This window comes from Pseudomonas sp. RIT778 (genome assembly GCF_019718735.1).
GTDB lineage: Bacteria > Pseudomonadota > Gammaproteobacteria > Pseudomonadales > Pseudomonadaceae > Aquipseudomonas > Aquipseudomonas aphyarum.
In genome coordinates, this window is the sequence record NZ_JAIHBA010000028.1 from 61,365 (window position 1) to 77,280 (window position 15,916).

The following is a 15,916-nucleotide window of genomic DNA, read 5'->3' on the forward strand; positions in this document are numbered from 1 at the left end:
ATTGTCTGAAAAACACGTGTTTTCAAGGGTTTGAAGTACCACCCGGGGAATGCCTGATTGACTTTTGCGTCCCCGGACGGCACGTTGTGAGCCATTCGGGGCCCACCGGATGCATTTAAGGTTATGCGCGTTTTTGTGAAAGGAACATGAAAAAGCGGTTGGTGATTCGTCTATCTGAAACTTATACAGCCACCGTTCAGACTTCTTCCGTTCATCGGCGTTTTTAGTAGAAAAGTCCTACAGAAGTGCCCCGTCTTATTTAAGTTTTGTTGCCGTTTTTAGTTGTTTTGTTGAACTGTTTCTTATTCAAGGCCGTTTCGTTTGATTGACTTGTCGAGTACTGAATCCTCACCCTCCAACAGCAATCCGCTGACTGTTTATCTGGCGCGCCTGGCGCCCTCCAGCCAACTGACCATGCGTTACGTGTTGCAGGACGCTGCCGACCGTCTCGGTTTTGAAGACGTGAACCTTGAGGACATTCCCTGGCACGGGCTGCAACCGGATGACGTCGTTGCGTTAGTCGCTGCATTGCGCGCCGACAATTACGCACCGAACACTTCTTCGCTGTATGTAAACGCGATTCGCGGTGTGATGAATGAAGCGTGGCGCATGAGCCTTATCAGCCAGGACCATCTGTTGAAGATGCGCTCGGTCAAAGGCATTGCCGGCACGCGACTGTCTCAGGGGCGCAATCTGAAGCGCACGCTGATTCATGAATTGATGGAAGTTTGCGCGGCCGATCCGCGACCACAAGGTTTGCGCGATGCGGCGGTGATTGCGCTGTTGTACGGCACCGGCATGCGCAAGTCGGAGTCGGTGGATCTGGACCTGAATCAGGTGGACTTCACCGAACGCAGTCTGTGCGTCACCGCCAAGGGCAACAAACAACTGATCAAGTACGCGCCGGCTTGGGCGTTCGCCAAACTGAATGCGTGGCTGGAGTTCCGTCGCTCGGAACTCAAGGAAGGCGAAAGCGACGACGCGTTTCTGTTCAACCGTATTCGCCGTGGCAGTCACATCACCCGCGAGCGCATCACCAAGCATGCGATCTATTACATCGCCCGCCAGCGCGGTACTCAGGTCGGGGTGAAGATCATGCCCCATGATTTCCGGCGCTCGTTCATCACCCGGGTGATCGAAGAGCACGACCTGTCGATCGCCCAGAAGCTGGCCCATCACAGCAACATCCAGACGACCGCCAACTATGACGTGCGGGACGACAACGAGCGGCGCCTCGCGGTGGATCGCTTCGACCTGTAGTCAGGGTGTTGCAAAGACGTGGGCCGCTCCCAGAATGGACAACTGCACAGCGCTGCCGGCGGGTGGCGCGTGCATGCCGGAGCTGCGCACCAGCAGTGAGCGCCCGGGGCTGGCCTGGGAGCGAAGTTCCACCGTCAGGGTGCAGACGTTACCGCCAAAGTCCCGATCAGTGACCACTGCGTGACAGCCGTCCGGATCGGCGGGGATGTCCGACAGTTGCAGCTGTTCGGGCCGCAGCATGATCTGCGCGGCGCCGGAAAAACCGTTGGTGTTGACCGCCACCCGACCCAGATCGCAATGGGCCCAACCGGCTTCGATCCGGGCGGGCATGACCACGGCTTCGCCGAGAAAACGCGCGGTCTGTTCGTCGTCTGGGTAGCGATAGAGGTCCATCGGATGCCCCGACTGCACCAGCCGCCCATCACGCATGACGGCCAACTGGTCGGCGAACGACAGTGCTTCGCCCTGATCGTGGGTCACCAGAATCGTGGTCACGCCGGCATCTTCCAGCAGGCGCGCGACCATTTTGCGCATGGCGCCGCGCAGGCCGGTGTCGAGGGCGGAAAAGGGCTCGTCGAGCAGCATCAGGCGCGGCCGCTGGGCCAGTGCCCGGGCGAGTGACACTCGCTGCTGTTGACCGCCGGACAGTTCGTGGGGCCAGCGCGCGGCCATGTCGGCGTTCAGGGCGACGCTGTCCATCAGCGCCTGAATGCGCTCGGTTCGGGTACTGCCGGTTTCCGCCAGCCCGAAGCCGATGTTGTCGGCCACGGTCATGTGCGGGAACAGCGCGCCGTCCTGCGGCACGTAACCGATCTGCCGTTGATACGCGGGCACGGCGTGGGTGCTGTCGACCAGGGTCTGGCCGTTGAGCGTCAGGCTGCCGGCGTCGGGGAATTCGAACCCGGCAATCATCCGCAACAGGGTGGTCTTGCCGGAGCCGGACGGACCGACGATCACCGTGCGGCTGCCGGTCGGAACGGACAGGCAGATGTTGTCCAGTGCCGTTTGCGCGCCAAAGGATTTGCTTAAGGAAATGATGTCGAGAGCGTTCATCGGCCGGCACTGCGCCTGGATTGGTGATAGAGGATGGCCGTGAGCGGCAGCGACAGCAGCACCATCAGCAGTGCATAAGGCGCTGCGGCGGCATAGTCGATTTCGCTGGTCATGGCCCAGAAACCGGTGGCCAGGGTGCGCGTGCCGTTGGGCGCGAGCAGCAGGGTCGCGGTCAGTTCATTGGTAATCGCCAGAAACACCAGCGCCGCGCCCGCCGCCGCACCGGGCGCCGCCAGACGCAAGGTGATCAGCCACAGGGCGCGCAACGGCGAGCGACCGAGGCTTTGTGCGATGTTCTCCAGCTCCACCGGCGCCTGTGCAAACCCGGCGCGCAGGCTGACCAGCGCCCGGGGCAGAAACATCAGCAGGTAGGCCAGCAGCACGGTGATCGTGGTCTGGTAGATCGGTCGGGCGAAGTGGATGGTCACGGTGACCAGCGCAAGGGCAACCACGATTCCCGGCAAAGCGCTGGTGATGTAGTTGCAGCCTTCGAGCAGGCGTTGCAGCTTGCCGGGGGCGCGGATCGACAGCCAGGCAATCGGGATCGCCGCGAGGCTGGTCAACAGTGCGCCGGCCACGCCGAACGACAGTGTTTGCAGCAACGCCGGCAGCAGTTCATTGCCTTGCCAGACTTCGGCGCCACCGGCGATCAGCCATTTGCCGAGGGTCAGCAACGGCACGCCGAGGGCCAGCAGGCAGGTCAGGCCTTGCAGGCATAAACCCAGCGCGGCGGTGCGTCGTTGCAGGCGCACGGTGCGTTGCTCACGAGCGCTGCCGGAGCCGACGCGGGCGTACCGCGCATGACCACGGGCGCCGGATTCCACCACCAGCATCGCCAGGCAACACAGCGCCAGAACGCTGGCGAGCATGTTGGCGGCGGGGCCGTTGAAGGTCGATTTGAACTGGTCGAAAATCGCCGTGGTAAAGGTGTCGAAACGGATCATCGCGTACAGGCCATACTCGGCCAGCAAATGCAGGCCGACCAGCAACGCACCGCCGCAGATCGCCAGGCGCAGTTGCGGCAACACCACCCGGAAAAACACCGCCCATGGCTTGAGGCCGAGGGATTCGGCGACGTCTTCAATCGCCGGATCGAGACGACGCAACGTCGCCGCAATCGGCAGATAGAGGAACGGAAAATAGGCGATCACCGATACCAGCACCCCGGCCGGCAATCCATTGATCGACGGAATCAGACTGACCCACGCGTAACTGTGCACGAACGCCGGCACTGCCAGCGGCGCGACCGCCAGCAATGACCACAACCTTCGCCCCGGCAGGTCGGTGCGCTCGGTCAGCCACGCCAGGGTGGTGCCGAGCACGATGCAGATCGGCAGCGTGATCAACACCAGCAGCACGGTATTGATCAGCAGTTCGGCGACCCGAGGGCGGAAGACCAAGGCTTCGATGGTCGCCCAGCCGGTGTACCACGACACGCCGATCACGAAGCCGATCGGCACCAACGACAGCAGCGAAACCCCGATGGCCAGCACGACCACCCACGGACTCCCGCGCCCATTGAGGGCGCGGGTCCGGCGTGACACATGGGCGGAGGGCGCCGCAGCGATCTCCGCAGGCAGCGGTTCAGGCATCAATTACAGCAGTCCTGCCTGGGTCATCAGTTCGACGGCTTTCTTGCTGTCGAGCTTCGATGCATCGACTTTCGGCGCGTCCAGATCCTTCAACGGCACCAGTTTGGGGTTGGAAGCAGCGTCCTTGCCCACCGCGTATTCAAAGGATTTGCCGGTGCGCAGCACTTCCTGGCCTTGCTTGCCGGTGATGTACTGGAGGAATTTCTGCGCGTCCTCCTGATGTTTGCTGGAGGCCAGCACGCCACCGCCGGAAATGCTCACGAACGCGCCCGGATCCTGATGCTTGAAGTAGTGCAGGGCGGTGTTCTTGCTGTTTTCACCGGTCTTGGCCTGATCGACGAACGCGTAGTAGTGGTAGATCACGCCGCTGTCGACTTGCCCGGCGTTCACTGCTTTGAGCACCGAGCTGTTGCCACGGTAAGCGGTGAAATTGGCTTTCATGCCCTTGAGCCATTCGAGGGTGGCGGCTTCGCCTTTCTGCTCCAGCACGGCGGCGACGATGGCCTGGAAATCCGCACCGGCAGGCGACGCGGCCCAGCGACCTTTCCAGGCTGGGCTCGCCAGATCCATCAGGGATTTGGGCAGGTCTTTTTCCGGCAACTTGGACGGGTTATAGACGAACACCGTGGAGCGCGCGGCGATACCGACCCATTGGCCGTGGGCCGGGCGATACGCAGCGTCGACTTGCTCAAGTGTCGCCGGAGCCACGGGCGCGAACAGCTTGGCGTTGTCCACCAGCACCATGGCCGGGGAGTTTTCTGTCAGGAACACATCCGCTGGCGATGCCGCGCCTTCCTGCACGATCTGATTGCCCATTTCCGTGTCATCGCCGTTGCGCACCGTGACCGGAATCCCGGTTTCCTCGGTGAAACCGGCGACCCAGGCCTTGGTCAGGGTTTCGTGCTGGGCGTTGTAGACCACCAGACCGACGGAATCGGCGGCAAACGCCTGCCCGGCAGCGAGCAGCGCAGTCGCCAGCGCGGCCTGTTTCAGAAAGGACGGAACGGATGGACTCATGGCGGGGCAGCTCCTGTTTTTAGACGTTATGGTTTGCGAGCACCCGCAGGGGATTCAAATGCGAATGCTTTGCAAAAATAGAGTCGCGGCAATGTAGGGTGGCAAACGAGAAAAATACGTCAAAGAAATCGTTAATAAATGTCATTGCCATTCAGATTAGCAGCGTCTGGCCGCTTGCACGGCGGCCGTACGTCATGCCGACTGGAGGAGGGATCAGGAGGAGGGTGGGCAGCCGCGTGAGCCGGTGGCGGCCTGACTGATCAACGCAGCCAGGCGCTTGACGTTGTTCTGCTGGGCGACCACCAGATCGTCGATGGTCGGCCCGGACGGGGTTTGCAGCAGCGAACGGCAGGCGATCAGGGCGTCGTCCCCGGCGTTGGCCTGGCGCAGGCGCCATTTGGCGTCGATCAGCCCGTATTGCCCGGGAATCGAATCGAAGCGTTGCACATCGATGCGCACCGAGGTTTTACGCTGGCCGCCGGCATTACTGAGCTGATCCACCAGCGCGCTGCGCAATTCATCACTGAGGCTCGCGCCCCACCATTCGGTCTCCAGAATCGCCAGACCGCTGTTGCCCTGGCGGATGACGATCTGTGGCCGATCAACCTGCGGCGGCACGCTGATGCCCTCGATGGCGATTTCCGAACCGGCGCGGCCGGCCATCGGTTGCGTCGGGGTCAGGGTGTGAAAGCTGATCGGGGCGCTGCTGCAGGCGCCCAGCAACAGGCCGATCGCGAGCACGGTGAACTTCAGCTTTAAAGCCATGGGACAGCTCCTGTGCTCAATTGCGCGGCGGCCCTTTGAGGTCCAGCGGCGCGGCGTTGTCGGGGCGGCCGCGAATCAACGATTCCGGATGCCGGCCCAGATAATCGGACAGCTCACGCAACGAACGGGACATACGCCCGAGCTCGTCGAGGGTCTCGGTCAGTTGTTCGCGTTGCGGGGAGTCTTCGGCCAGGGTCGAACTGGCCGATTGCAGGGTCTTGCTCACGTCGGCGAGGGTGTTCTGCACGCCGGGCAGGGTCTTGGCGTTGAACTGGGTCAGGCCTTTGCGCAATTCCACCAGGTTGCTGTCGAGGTTGCCGGCAATCCGTTCCACCGGCAGCTTGTTGAGCTTGTCGATCATCGCTTCGAGTTTTTCCTGCAACTGTTCGAGGCTGCCGGGAATGGTCGGAATGCTGATCGGGCGGGCGGTCGGGTCAAACGCGACTTTCTCGGCTTTCGGGTAGAAGTCCAGCGCGATGTACAACTGGCCGGTCAGCAGGTTGCCGCTGCGGGCCTGGGCACGCAGGCCGTTGTCGATAAAGGTGCCGATCAGGCGCACGGCGGCGGCTTCGTCCTCCGGATTGTGATTGAGCACCTTGAGCATCTTCACGTGAGCCTGGCCGAGACGTGCCGGGTAGATCACGATCCCGACGTTGAGCGGGAAGCTGCGTTTTTTCGCATCGAAGTCCAGGTTGACGCTGACCACCCGGCCGATTTCCATGCCGAGGAATTCCACCGGCGCATCGACTTTCAGCCCGCGCAACGCCTGATCGAAACGCAGGCTCAGGTACTGCGCCTTGCCGTTGGGCGGGGCGAGGGCGGTTTGCTGGTCCTCAAACAGGTCGTAAGTCCTTTCTTCGGCGGCGGCAACGTCGTTGGGGCTGTACTCCGGCGCGCGGAAGGCGATGCCGCCGACCAGCAAGGTCGACAACGATTCGGTTTTCACCGCAAAACCGTTGGCGCCGACGTTGACGTCAATGCCGCTGGCGTTCCAGAACCGGGTGTTTTCGGTGACGTAGGCGTCGTTTGGCGCATGGATGAACACCTCGATGTTCACCCCTTTGCCATCGGCGTCCAGCGCGTAGGCCACCACCTGGCCGACCGGGATCTTGCGGTAATAGACCGGCGAACCGATATCCAGTGAACCGAGGTCCGAGGCGTGCAGATTGAAGCGTTTGCCCGGCTCGCCGTAGGTGATCGGCGGCGGGTTCTCCAGACCTTTGAAGTGCTTGGCGCGCGAGTTGGACTGACCGATATCGGCGCCGATGTAGTCGCCGGACAGCAACGTGTCGATGCCCGAGACACCGCCCGCACCGATGCGCGGACGGACGACCCAGAACTGCGAGTCTTCGCGGGTAAAGGTTTCGGCCTGCTTGGCCAGTTTGATCGTGGCGTTGACGCTTTTCTGGTCGTCGCTCAGCTCGACGTCCGTGACCTGGCCGATGACCACGTTGCGGTATTTGACTTCGGTCTTGTTGGCGGTCAGGCCGCTGCCGGTCTTGAAGGTGACGACGATGCTGGGGCCTTCCTGCATCAGGTTGTGCACCACCAGCGAGATGCCCACCAGCACCGCGATGATCGGCACGATCCACACCAGCGAGATGCTGAAACGCCGGGTCTTGACCGGCGCCTGGCCGGGCGCTCGCGGTTGATCGGCGGCTGACGACTCCATCCATGACCTCCAGGGTGTGTTGGGCACTGAGCGTCAGGAACGCAAAAGCACTTCATCAATATAGAAGTGCTTCGCGATAGAGCAAATGTAAGGTGAGTTCGCGCTAGCTGGAGCGTTGTGCTAATAACTTTTCAATGGTCAGGTAAGTATTCGATGCAAATGTCGAGGATCGACGCTGACAGCCTTTACCTGTTGAGCAAGCAAGGAGCTGAAATGCCGGCACTGACTAATGTGGGCGAGGCCCGAGTAGCTGTTCTGGTCGATTGCGACAATGTGTCACCTGAAGTGTTGGAACATGCTCTGAAGGTCGTCGCACAATTTGGCCGCATTGTGCTGCGCCGCGGCTACGGTAACCATGGAACGCTTGCCAACAAATGGCAGGAGGCGCTCGTGCGTCTAGCCTTCTCTCCTTGCCTGCAATATCAGTATGCATCGGGGAAAAACACCTCTGACATTGCTCTTGCACTGGATGCGCTGGAGGCCCACTTTGACCACCGGGCGGACATGTTCTGCCTGGTCACCAGTGATTCTGACTTTGCCTATCTGTGCCGTAAGTTGCGCGAGAGAGGCGCCGCAGTTTGTATCGTTGGAGAAGCTAAAACGCCTGATGCACTGCGCAATGCAAGCGATCAGTTTTTTGAATGGCGCAAAACTGAGGACGCAACCGGAAATGATACGGCTCCTGGTAAAGAACCTCAGGAACCAACGAGCATCAGGAAGGAAGCCCGTGACATAGGTCCTAAGCCGAAGCTTCGCCGTCCAAGATTTTTGGTTGACGCGGTATCGCTTCTCGTGGGAGGTACGAATGAGGGAAGAGTCACTCTCAGTGGATTGGGCCACTATTTGAAAAGAACAGATCCTGCATTTTCTCCTGTTGAGTATGGATACTCCGGGTTACTTGAAATGGTTAAAACGTATGACTTGCTTGAGTCCAGACAAGAATCAGGGGGGCAGTGGACGGTTGGGTTGATAATGAAAAAAAACATGGAAGATGTGAGCGGAATCCATAAATAAACACTGCGAAAGCAAGGCTGCCAGCCTACCGAAAAGTATTTCAAACAGCCACATGCCGAGAATCAGCTCTTCGACACTCATATTCCATGCTCACGAAATTCTCTATGGTAAAAATGATGTCAATATGACTTGGTGGTGATTGTGCGACGCGATTTCCAAAGAAAAATATGCTTATGAATTTTGAACTTATCACCATCAGAAAAGGAATTTGAGATGTTCGTTGCGCCAGAGGATTACAAAAAATCGCTGACAAGCCTGATATCCGAAGAGAAAAATGTCGATTTTGCAGTCGCATTCTGGGGCGAGGGAGCACAGGACCTGATTCCTGAAAACACTGACCACACCATTCGAATTATCTGCAATCTCACGACAGGCGGGACAAATCCATCCGTCGTCAGGTCTTTTTTGACACGCATCAGAGACGGTAACAGTTCGCTCCAGATCAGACATTCCAGTCGTCTTCACGCGAAGGTTGTTGTTGGGAGCAAGCAAGCCCTGATTGGATCAGCCAACCTGTCCACGAATGGGTTAGGGCTGGAAGACGAGTCTTTGGCCCATTGGCTTGAGGCGGGTATCCATACCTGTGACCTCCAAGAGATCGGCGCAGCACAGAAATGGTTTGAAACCCTTTGGCAGTCCGATGCTGTGTCGGAGATCAATGACGAAGATCTCGCTGCTGCGCAGATCGCCTGGGATCGTAAGCAGAACGCCAGACCACCTTTGGATGGTGATCCAATGTCCCCTTTCACAATGGGAAAGTTCAGCGTCGATGAACTTAAAGGCAGACCTGCTTACGTCACGATCTACCGCAAATGGTTGTCCAGAGAGGCGAGAGAGGCCAAAGAGGCCGAAGAGCAGTCGGCATCTTTGGCGTTGAAACAGGCAGGCAAAATTGATTGGTGGGCTTATGAATGCTGGGACGGATTGCCTCAAGCACCTGCCGAGTTGCTCGGAATTTACTGGGGACTGAAAGGCAAACTGTTGGTGGAAGGCGTATGTACCCTCGTAAGCTGCAAAAGTGTTCCCTTCACTTATGACAACGGTGAAGACGGCTGGATCGAGTTGGCAGCTCCTAGGCCGCAGCTTTTGGGTCGGCCGTTTACAACTCAAGACGCGAGTGCACTAAAAGAAGAAATCAGTGAGTTCATCGAGGTGCTATGGCACAACGCTAGAAAGCAGGAGAACGGTGAGCACGCCTGTGTGATCCACTTGGCCGAGATGGTTCGGGTATGGAACGACTGGAAGACTAGCCGTTGATTCAAGCGGAAATACGCAAATCGGATAACCTTTTGATGTCGTAGCCTGCTTTCGCAGGCTACGACATCGTATCCAGTCATCCCAGCAGTTCCCGCAGGCGATACCAGAACATGCCCAGTGCCAGCAGTGGCGAACGCAGCGCCGGGCCGCCGGGGAAGGTCATGTGCGGCACGTTGCTGAACACATCCATGCCCTGACTGTGGCCGGCGTGAATCGCCTCGCCCAGCAGCTTGGCGCACCAGTGGGTGACGTTCAGGCCGTGGCCGGAATAGCCCTGGGCGTAGAACACGTTCGGGTGCTGCTTCAAACGGCCGACCTGCGGGAAGCGGTTGGCGGTGATGCCGATCTTGCCGCCCCACTGATAGTCGATGCGCACATCCGCCAGTTGCGGGAACACCTTGAGCATCTTTGGCCGCATGTAGGCGGCGATGTCGGCCGGATCCCGCCCCGAATAATGGCAGGCGCCGCCGAACAGCAAGCGTCGGTCCGCTGAGAGCCGGTAGTAATCGAGGCCGACTTTCTGGTCGCACAGCGCCAGATTTTGCGGAATCAGTTCGGCGGCGCGTTCCGCCGACAGCGGTTCGGTGGCGATGATGTAACTGCCGGCGGGCAGGACCTTGCCGCTGAGTTGCTGTTCGAGTTCGTCCAGGTGCGCGTTGCAGCCGAGCACCAGACTGCCGGCACGCACGGTGCCGCTCTGGGTGCGCACCTGAACGGTCGGGCCGTGGACGATTTCCAGCACCGGGCTCTGTTCGAAAATACGCACCCCGAGGGAGGCTGCCAGCCGCGCTTCGCCCTGCACCAGATCCAGCGGATGCAAGTGGCCCGAGCCCATGTCGATCAGGCCGCCCTTGTAGACACCCGCGTTCACCACTTGCTGACGAATCAGCTCAGGGGCAACCAGCCGCGTTTCATGGCGATAACCCAGCTGCGCCAGGCTGTCCTGCTCGGCCTTGAAGGCGTCGAACTGCGCCGGCGTGTTGGCCAGCTCGCAGAAGCCCCAGCGCAGGTCGCACTCGATGGCGTTGTCGGTGATGCGCTGGCGCACCAGCTCCACCGAGTCGATCCCGGCCCGGTGCAGGTAGCGCACGCCTTCGGCGCCAACATGCCGCGAGAAACCTTCGACGTCATGACCGATCCCGCGAATCAGTTGCCCGCCATTGCGCCCGCTGGCGCCCCAGCCGATGCGCCGGGCTTCAAGCAGAATTACCGAAAGCCCGCGCTGTGCCAGTTCAATGGCGGTGTTGACGCCGGTGAACCCGCCGCCGATCACGCAGACATCGGCGATCAGGTCACCCGCCAGTTCCGGATAGGGTGTGCTGGCCCGGGCCGACGCGGCGTAATAGGAGCGGGCGTGTTCCTGGGTGTACTGATTCATTTGTTCGACTTCACTTTGCTCCAGGACCGGGTCATCAGACGCATGATCGACTGGGGCGGGGTAGAGGAGATGTAGAGCTTGTCGAGGACTTCCTGGGACGGATAGACCTCGGGATTGTTGACCAGCTCGGGATCCATGTATTGCTTGGCCGCCGGGTTCGGGTTGGCGTAACCGACCGAGGCGCTGACCTTGGCGATCACTTGCGGATCGAGCAGGTAATTGATGAAGGCGTGGGCTTCCTTGGTGTTGCCGGCATCGGCAGGAATCGCCAGCAGGTCGAACCACAGGTTCGCGCCTTCCTTGGGAATCGAGTAGGCGATGTTCACGCCGTTCTTGGCTTCCTTGGCACGGTTGGCAGCCTGGAACACGTCGCCGGAATAACCGAAGGCCACGCAGATGTCGCCGTTGGCCAGGTCGGACACGTATTTCGAGGAGTGGAAATAGGTGATGTATGGCCGGATGCTCAGGAGTTTCTCTTCGGCTTTCTTGTAGTCTTCGGCTTTCTCGCTGCGCGGGTCCATGCCCATGTAGTTGAGGATCGCCGGGAACACCTCATCGGCCGAGTCCATCATCGACACGCCGCACTGGGTGAGTTTCTTCAGGTTCTCCGGTTCGAACAGCACGGCCCAGGAATCGATGTGATCGATGCCCAGAACTTGTTTGACCTTGTCGACGTTGTAGCCGATGCCGTTGGTGCCCCACAGGTACGGCACCGAGTGCTCGTTGCCCGGGTCGTTCTTCTCGAGCAGGGCCAGCAGTTTCGGGTCGAGGTTTTTCCAGTTCGGCAGTTGCGAGCGGTCCAGCTTGAGGAACGCACCGGCCTTCACCTGACGGGCGAGGAAGTGGTTGGACGGCACCACCACGTCATAGCCGGTACGCCCGGCGAGCAGTTTGCCTTCGAGGGTTTCGTTGGAGTCGAAGACGTCGTAGATCACCTTGATCCCGCTAGAGGACTGGAAGTCGGCGAGGGTGGTTTCGCCAATGTAATCGGTCCAGTTGTAGACGCTGACCTGGGGTTGGGCGAGGGCACCGGCACTGCACGCCAGGGCCAGCGCGGCGGGGATCATGGATTTCAACAGACGCATATCGACACCTCTTCGATTGATCGTTCCCACGCTCTGCGTGGGAATGCAGCCCGGGACGCTCCGCGTCCCAAAGCGGATGCAGAGCGTCCATTGAGGCATTCCCACGCAGAGCGTGGGAACGATCGTGGGTTGGTTTTTGTTGTTTTAATCAGACGCTCAGCAACAGGAACTCCCGCTCCCAGGAACTGATCACGCGCTTGAAGTTTTCATGCTCGGCGCGTTTCACCGCGACGTAGCCGCGCACGAACTTGCTGCCCAGGTATTGCGCGACGGTGTCGCACTCTTCCATCTGGGTCAGGGCTTCTTCGATGGTGATCGGCAGGCGCAGGTTGCGGCGCTCGTAAGCCCGGCCTTCGACGGCGGCGCTCGGTTCGATGCCTTCGACCATGCCGATGTAGCCGCACAGCAGGCTCGCCGCGATGGCCAGGTACGGGTTGGCGTCGGCGCCGGGCAGACGGTTTTCAACCCGCATCGCCTCAGGCCCGGAGGTCGGCACCCGCAGGCCGACGGTACGGTTTTCTTCGCCCCATTCGACGTTGACCGGGGCCGAGGTGTCCGGCAGGAAGCGGCGGAACGAGTTCACGTTCGGCGCGAACATCGGCAGCACTTTCGGGATGTACTTCTGCAGGCCGCCGATGTGATGACGGAACAGGTCGCTCATGCTGCCGTCGGCATTGGCGAAAATCGGTTGGCCGCTGGCGATCTCGACCACGCTCTGATGCAGGTGCATCGCGCTGCCGGGCTCGTCACCGATCGGCTTGGCCATGAAGGTCGCGGTCACGTTGTGCTTGAGCGCGGCTTCACGCAGGGTGCGTTTGAACACGGTGATCTGGTCGGCCAGATCGAGCGCGTCGCCGTGGCGGAAGTTGATTTCCATCTGCGCCGGACCGTCTTCGTGGATCAGCGTGTCCAGGTCCAGGCCTTGCAGTTCGCACCAGTCGTAGACGTCTTCGAACAGCGGATCGAATTCGTTGGCGGCGTCGATGGAGAACGACTGACGACCGCTTTCGGCGCGACCGGAACGGCCCAGCGGTGCCTTGAGCGGCAAGTCCGGGTCTTCGCAACGCTGGGTCAGGTAGAACTCCATTTCCGGCGCCACGATCGGCTTCCAGCCTTTGTCGGTGTACAGCTGCAGGACTTTCTTTAGCACGTTGCGCGGCGACAGTTCGATCGGGTTGCCGAACTTGTCGAAGGTGTCGTGGATAACGATGGCGGTCGGCTCGATGGCCCACGGGATCACGTACACCGCATCGCTCACCGGCTTGCAGACCATGTCGATGTCGGCCGGGTCGAGCAGGTCGTAGTAGATGTCGTCGTCGACAAAATCCCCGGTTACCGTTTGCAGCAGCACACTTTCCGGCAGGCGCATGCCTCGCTCATGCAGGAACTTGTTGGTCGGTGCAATTTTGCCGCGGGCGATGCCGGTCAGGTCGCTGACCACGCATTCCACTTCGGTAATCTTGTGATCTTTCAGCCACGTGAACAGCTGATCGAAAGGGGCATTCATAAAGACCTCGTCGTTGGTTTTGTTGACGCGGGGGAAGGCGATTTCATCTTTCGCAGACTTCCCCTGAGGCGCGTTGACGACTATCTTGGGCGGGCCTTGACGTTCCATCTATCCACTTTCAGCAGCACCAAAGCGCACCAAAAGAGTGCGCAAGGTCTCCCATGACAACGTGTAATCCGCTACAGGTTCAAGCTTTCAACACCGCCGATGTCACCGAACAGATCCGCGCCACGCCGGGTTGGGTTCAGCATTACCAGCAGATGTCGCCGGGGCATTTCGCCGGGCAGATCCGCTATCTGGATTTGCAGGGTGTGGAGGTTTACGAAGAACAGATGAACACCCGGGTCGAGCAGAATTTCAGCGCGCCGGAAGGGTCGCTGGCGTTCTGTTTCGATCGCAGCGACAACGCGCTCTATCTGCTCAATGAAGAGAGCCGCAACATCTGGATCACCCCGGAGAACTACCAGGAAATCGCCGTGGTGTTCGGCCCGGAATTCGTCCAGCGCAACGGCCTGGACGTGGCCAGGCTGGAAGGTCTGTTCATGGCGCCGCTCAATGGCGCGCAGAACGGATTGTTCAGTCGCTGGTTAAGCTCGACCCTCACGAAGTTGTCGCAAACCCTTGATCAGCCAAGCAAAGAAGCACTGACTCAACAGTTGCTGGAGGACTGTCTGTTTATCCTCGACAACGCGAGCGTGTGCCTGGATGGCGGTGGTTTGCAGCGTCGCGCCGAAGAGCGAATCACCCTCAAGCGCGTGGGCGAGTGGGCGGCGGATTCGCCGGAAGAAACCCTCAATCTGCTGGAACTGTCGCGGGTGGCCGGGGTTTCCTTGCGGCAGTTGCAGCAGACGTTCAAGGCGTACACGGGGATGTCGCCGAGCCATTGGCTGCGTTTGCGCCGGCTCAACAGTGCGCGGCGGGAATTGCTCAAATGCTCGCCGGCAGATACCACGGTGGCGGAGGTCGCGATGAACTGGTCGTTCTGGCATTTGGGCCGTTTTTCAAGCAGTTACCGGGCGATGTTCAAGGAGTTGCCGAGCGAGACCTTGAAGCGCTCATCGTCGATGTGACGGGCACTCTGCACCACAAAAAAAGACGGGAGAGGTTTCGGTATTCGCCGAAATCTCTCCCGTCTTTTTCATTTATTGATAGGCCGATGTTGCCAAGCCTGTTGCGCTACCGACTAACCAACTCTGAGACGCTTGAAGGAGGATGAAAGGGATCTTTTCATCAGTCTGGCCATCGGGGTTTCTATTTCTTTATGGATGACATGGGACGCACCTATCATCAAAGCGATGGTGCCCCAGAGCAGCAAATGTGGATTGATGGCCGGATAAGCCATATTGAAGATCATGAAGCCGATCATTTGATGCAGCAGGTAAAGCGGGTAAGTCAGGGCGCCCAATGCTGTCCAGTCGAACTTCCCGATGGCTGACGTTTTGTGCGTCGCGATAAAAAGAAACGTCATGAAAAACAGGGCAATGACACCGCAGATGATCAAGGCGTCGTATTCGGTCGAATATTTCAGTTCGATCGACTCGGCCCAGGTGATCGCGTTGTAGCTGGCCAATGCCTGTGCAGCGGCCAGCAGGGAAATACGCGCTTTGGTAAAACCCTTGTCCCATATGATGTAGAACGTAGCGCCAGCGATGAAATAGGCCGCGTAGTCGGTGATCAGTACCGAGCGCAACTTTTCGAAAGCAAAGACTTCCGCTGTGGCTGAAACCAGCAGCCAAAGTACAAGGAACGTTTCTATTTTCTCTATCTTCTTGAAAGCCAACAGAATGGCGATCATCAGGTAGAACTTTATTTCGACGAACAGTGACCAGTAGACCCCGTCTATGGGCGGCACTCCGAGCACGTCGCCGAGGAATGTCATGTTGATCACGTACTGATAAAGGTCAGCCGAAAATCTTGGCTGCCCAATGGCCAGCGTGACCAGAAAAGTGATCGTGCAGCACACCCAGAATGCCGGGCAAAGGCGGATGACGCGGGAAATGAAAAACACTTTGAGGTTGTTGCTCGAAGCCGTCATCAGGATCACGAATCCACTGATCATGAAAAACAGCTCGACCCCCAGATAACCGTATTTGGCCACGTCAGCCAATAGTGGGTAGGGCATTACAGACATATCGCCCCTTGCATAACCGCGAAACGCATAGTGAAAAAACACCACGGCGATCGCTGCGAGGAAGCGCAACAAGTCCAGCTCGTTCAGTCGCCGGTTGTTCATGTACAGGCGCTCCAGACTCGTCAGCGCGGATCGATAACTGAGGACTGTGTCGTGTGAAATTCGACTCAAGGCCAAAGCGGCGT

At 59.4% G+C, this 15,916-nt stretch carries 13 protein-coding genes; 4 read left to right on the forward strand and 9 right to left on the reverse strand.

Translation table 11 applies throughout. The annotated features are described in order from the left end of the window. Nucleotides 1-414 precede the first annotated feature (414 nt). Complete coding sequence (gene xerC, locus K5E37_RS19915) at nucleotides 415-1,260, forward strand: tyrosine recombinase XerC (RefSeq protein WP_260404351.1); 846 nt, start codon at nucleotides 415-417, stop codon at nucleotides 1,258-1,260. Here xerC and K5E37_RS19920 read toward each other — a convergent pair whose 3' ends face one another. From K5E37_RS19920 to K5E37_RS19940, 5 genes are all read right to left on the reverse strand, one after another. After that, a complete protein-coding gene (locus K5E37_RS19920; protein WP_221534929.1) occupies nucleotides 1,261-2,313 on the reverse strand; it encodes an ABC transporter ATP-binding protein in 1,053 nt (350 codons plus the stop codon). After that, on the reverse strand, nucleotides 2,310-3,905 hold the full coding sequence (locus K5E37_RS19925; protein WP_085603495.1) for an iron ABC transporter permease: 1,596 nt from the start codon (nucleotides 3,903-3,905) through the stop codon (nucleotides 2,310-2,312). Before K5E37_RS19925 ends, K5E37_RS19920 begins: the two co-directional genes overlap by 4 nt. A 3-nt stretch (nucleotides 3,906-3,908) precedes the next feature. Next, nucleotides 3,909-4,922: an iron ABC transporter substrate-binding protein gene (locus K5E37_RS19930; RefSeq protein WP_207982804.1), complete on the reverse strand. Its 1,014-nt coding sequence runs from the start codon at nucleotides 4,920-4,922 to the stop codon at nucleotides 3,909-3,911. 213 nt (nucleotides 4,923-5,135) lie between these two features. Then, nucleotides 5,136-5,687 (reverse strand): membrane integrity-associated transporter subunit PqiC, encoded by a 552-nt coding sequence (locus K5E37_RS19935; protein WP_221534930.1) that lies wholly within the window; start codon nucleotides 5,685-5,687, stop codon nucleotides 5,136-5,138. A gap of 16 nt (nucleotides 5,688-5,703) precedes the next feature. Further along, nucleotides 5,704-7,359, reverse strand: coding sequence for an intermembrane transport protein PqiB (locus tag K5E37_RS19940; RefSeq protein ID WP_007951303.1), 1,656 nt, complete (start codon nucleotides 7,357-7,359; stop codon nucleotides 5,704-5,706). Between the two features lie 213 nt (nucleotides 7,360-7,572). Between K5E37_RS19940 and K5E37_RS19945 the strand changes: the two genes are divergently transcribed. Together K5E37_RS19945 and K5E37_RS19950 are read left to right on the forward strand one after the other, a co-directional pair. Next, the gene (locus K5E37_RS19945) at nucleotides 7,573-8,373 is read left to right on the forward strand and encodes an NYN domain-containing protein (RefSeq protein ID WP_221534931.1); all 801 of its coding nucleotides are present in this window, start codon (nucleotides 7,573-7,575) and stop codon (nucleotides 8,371-8,373) included. A 213-nt stretch (nucleotides 8,374-8,586) separates the two neighbouring features. Next, complete coding sequence (locus K5E37_RS19950; RefSeq protein ID WP_221534932.1) at nucleotides 8,587-9,630, forward strand: phospholipase D family protein; 1,044 nt, start codon at nucleotides 8,587-8,589, stop codon at nucleotides 9,628-9,630. 76 nt (nucleotides 9,631-9,706) lie between these two features. On the opposite strand, the gene K5E37_RS19955 is transcribed toward K5E37_RS19950, so the two are convergent. From K5E37_RS19955 to K5E37_RS19965, 3 genes are all read right to left on the reverse strand, one after another. Next, a complete protein-coding gene (locus K5E37_RS19955; protein ID WP_221534933.1) occupies nucleotides 9,707-11,008 on the reverse strand; it encodes an FAD-binding oxidoreductase in 1,302 nt (433 codons plus the stop codon). Further along, nucleotides 11,005-12,093: a polyamine ABC transporter substrate-binding protein gene (locus K5E37_RS19960; protein ID WP_221534934.1), complete on the reverse strand. Its 1,089-nt coding sequence runs from the start codon at nucleotides 12,091-12,093 to the stop codon at nucleotides 11,005-11,007. Before K5E37_RS19960 ends, K5E37_RS19955 begins: the two co-directional genes overlap by 4 nt. Before the next feature lie 148 nt (nucleotides 12,094-12,241). After that, the gene (locus K5E37_RS19965) at nucleotides 12,242-13,600 is read right to left on the reverse strand and encodes a glutamine synthetase family protein (protein ID WP_007951306.1); all 1,359 of its coding nucleotides are present in this window, start codon (nucleotides 13,598-13,600) and stop codon (nucleotides 12,242-12,244) included. Nucleotides 13,601-13,761: 161 nt separating this feature from the next. Here K5E37_RS19965 and K5E37_RS19970 point away from each other — a divergent pair, with 161 nt between their 5' ends. Beyond that, nucleotides 13,762-14,670 (forward strand): helix-turn-helix domain-containing protein, encoded by a 909-nt coding sequence (locus tag K5E37_RS19970; protein ID WP_221534935.1) that lies wholly within the window; start codon nucleotides 13,762-13,764, stop codon nucleotides 14,668-14,670. Nucleotides 14,671-14,783: 113 nt separating this feature from the next. On the opposite strand, the gene K5E37_RS19975 is transcribed toward K5E37_RS19970, so the two are convergent. Next, nucleotides 14,784-15,833, reverse strand: coding sequence for an acyltransferase (locus tag K5E37_RS19975; RefSeq protein WP_221534936.1), 1,050 nt, complete (start codon nucleotides 15,831-15,833; stop codon nucleotides 14,784-14,786). Nucleotides 15,834-15,916 lie beyond the last annotated feature (83 nt).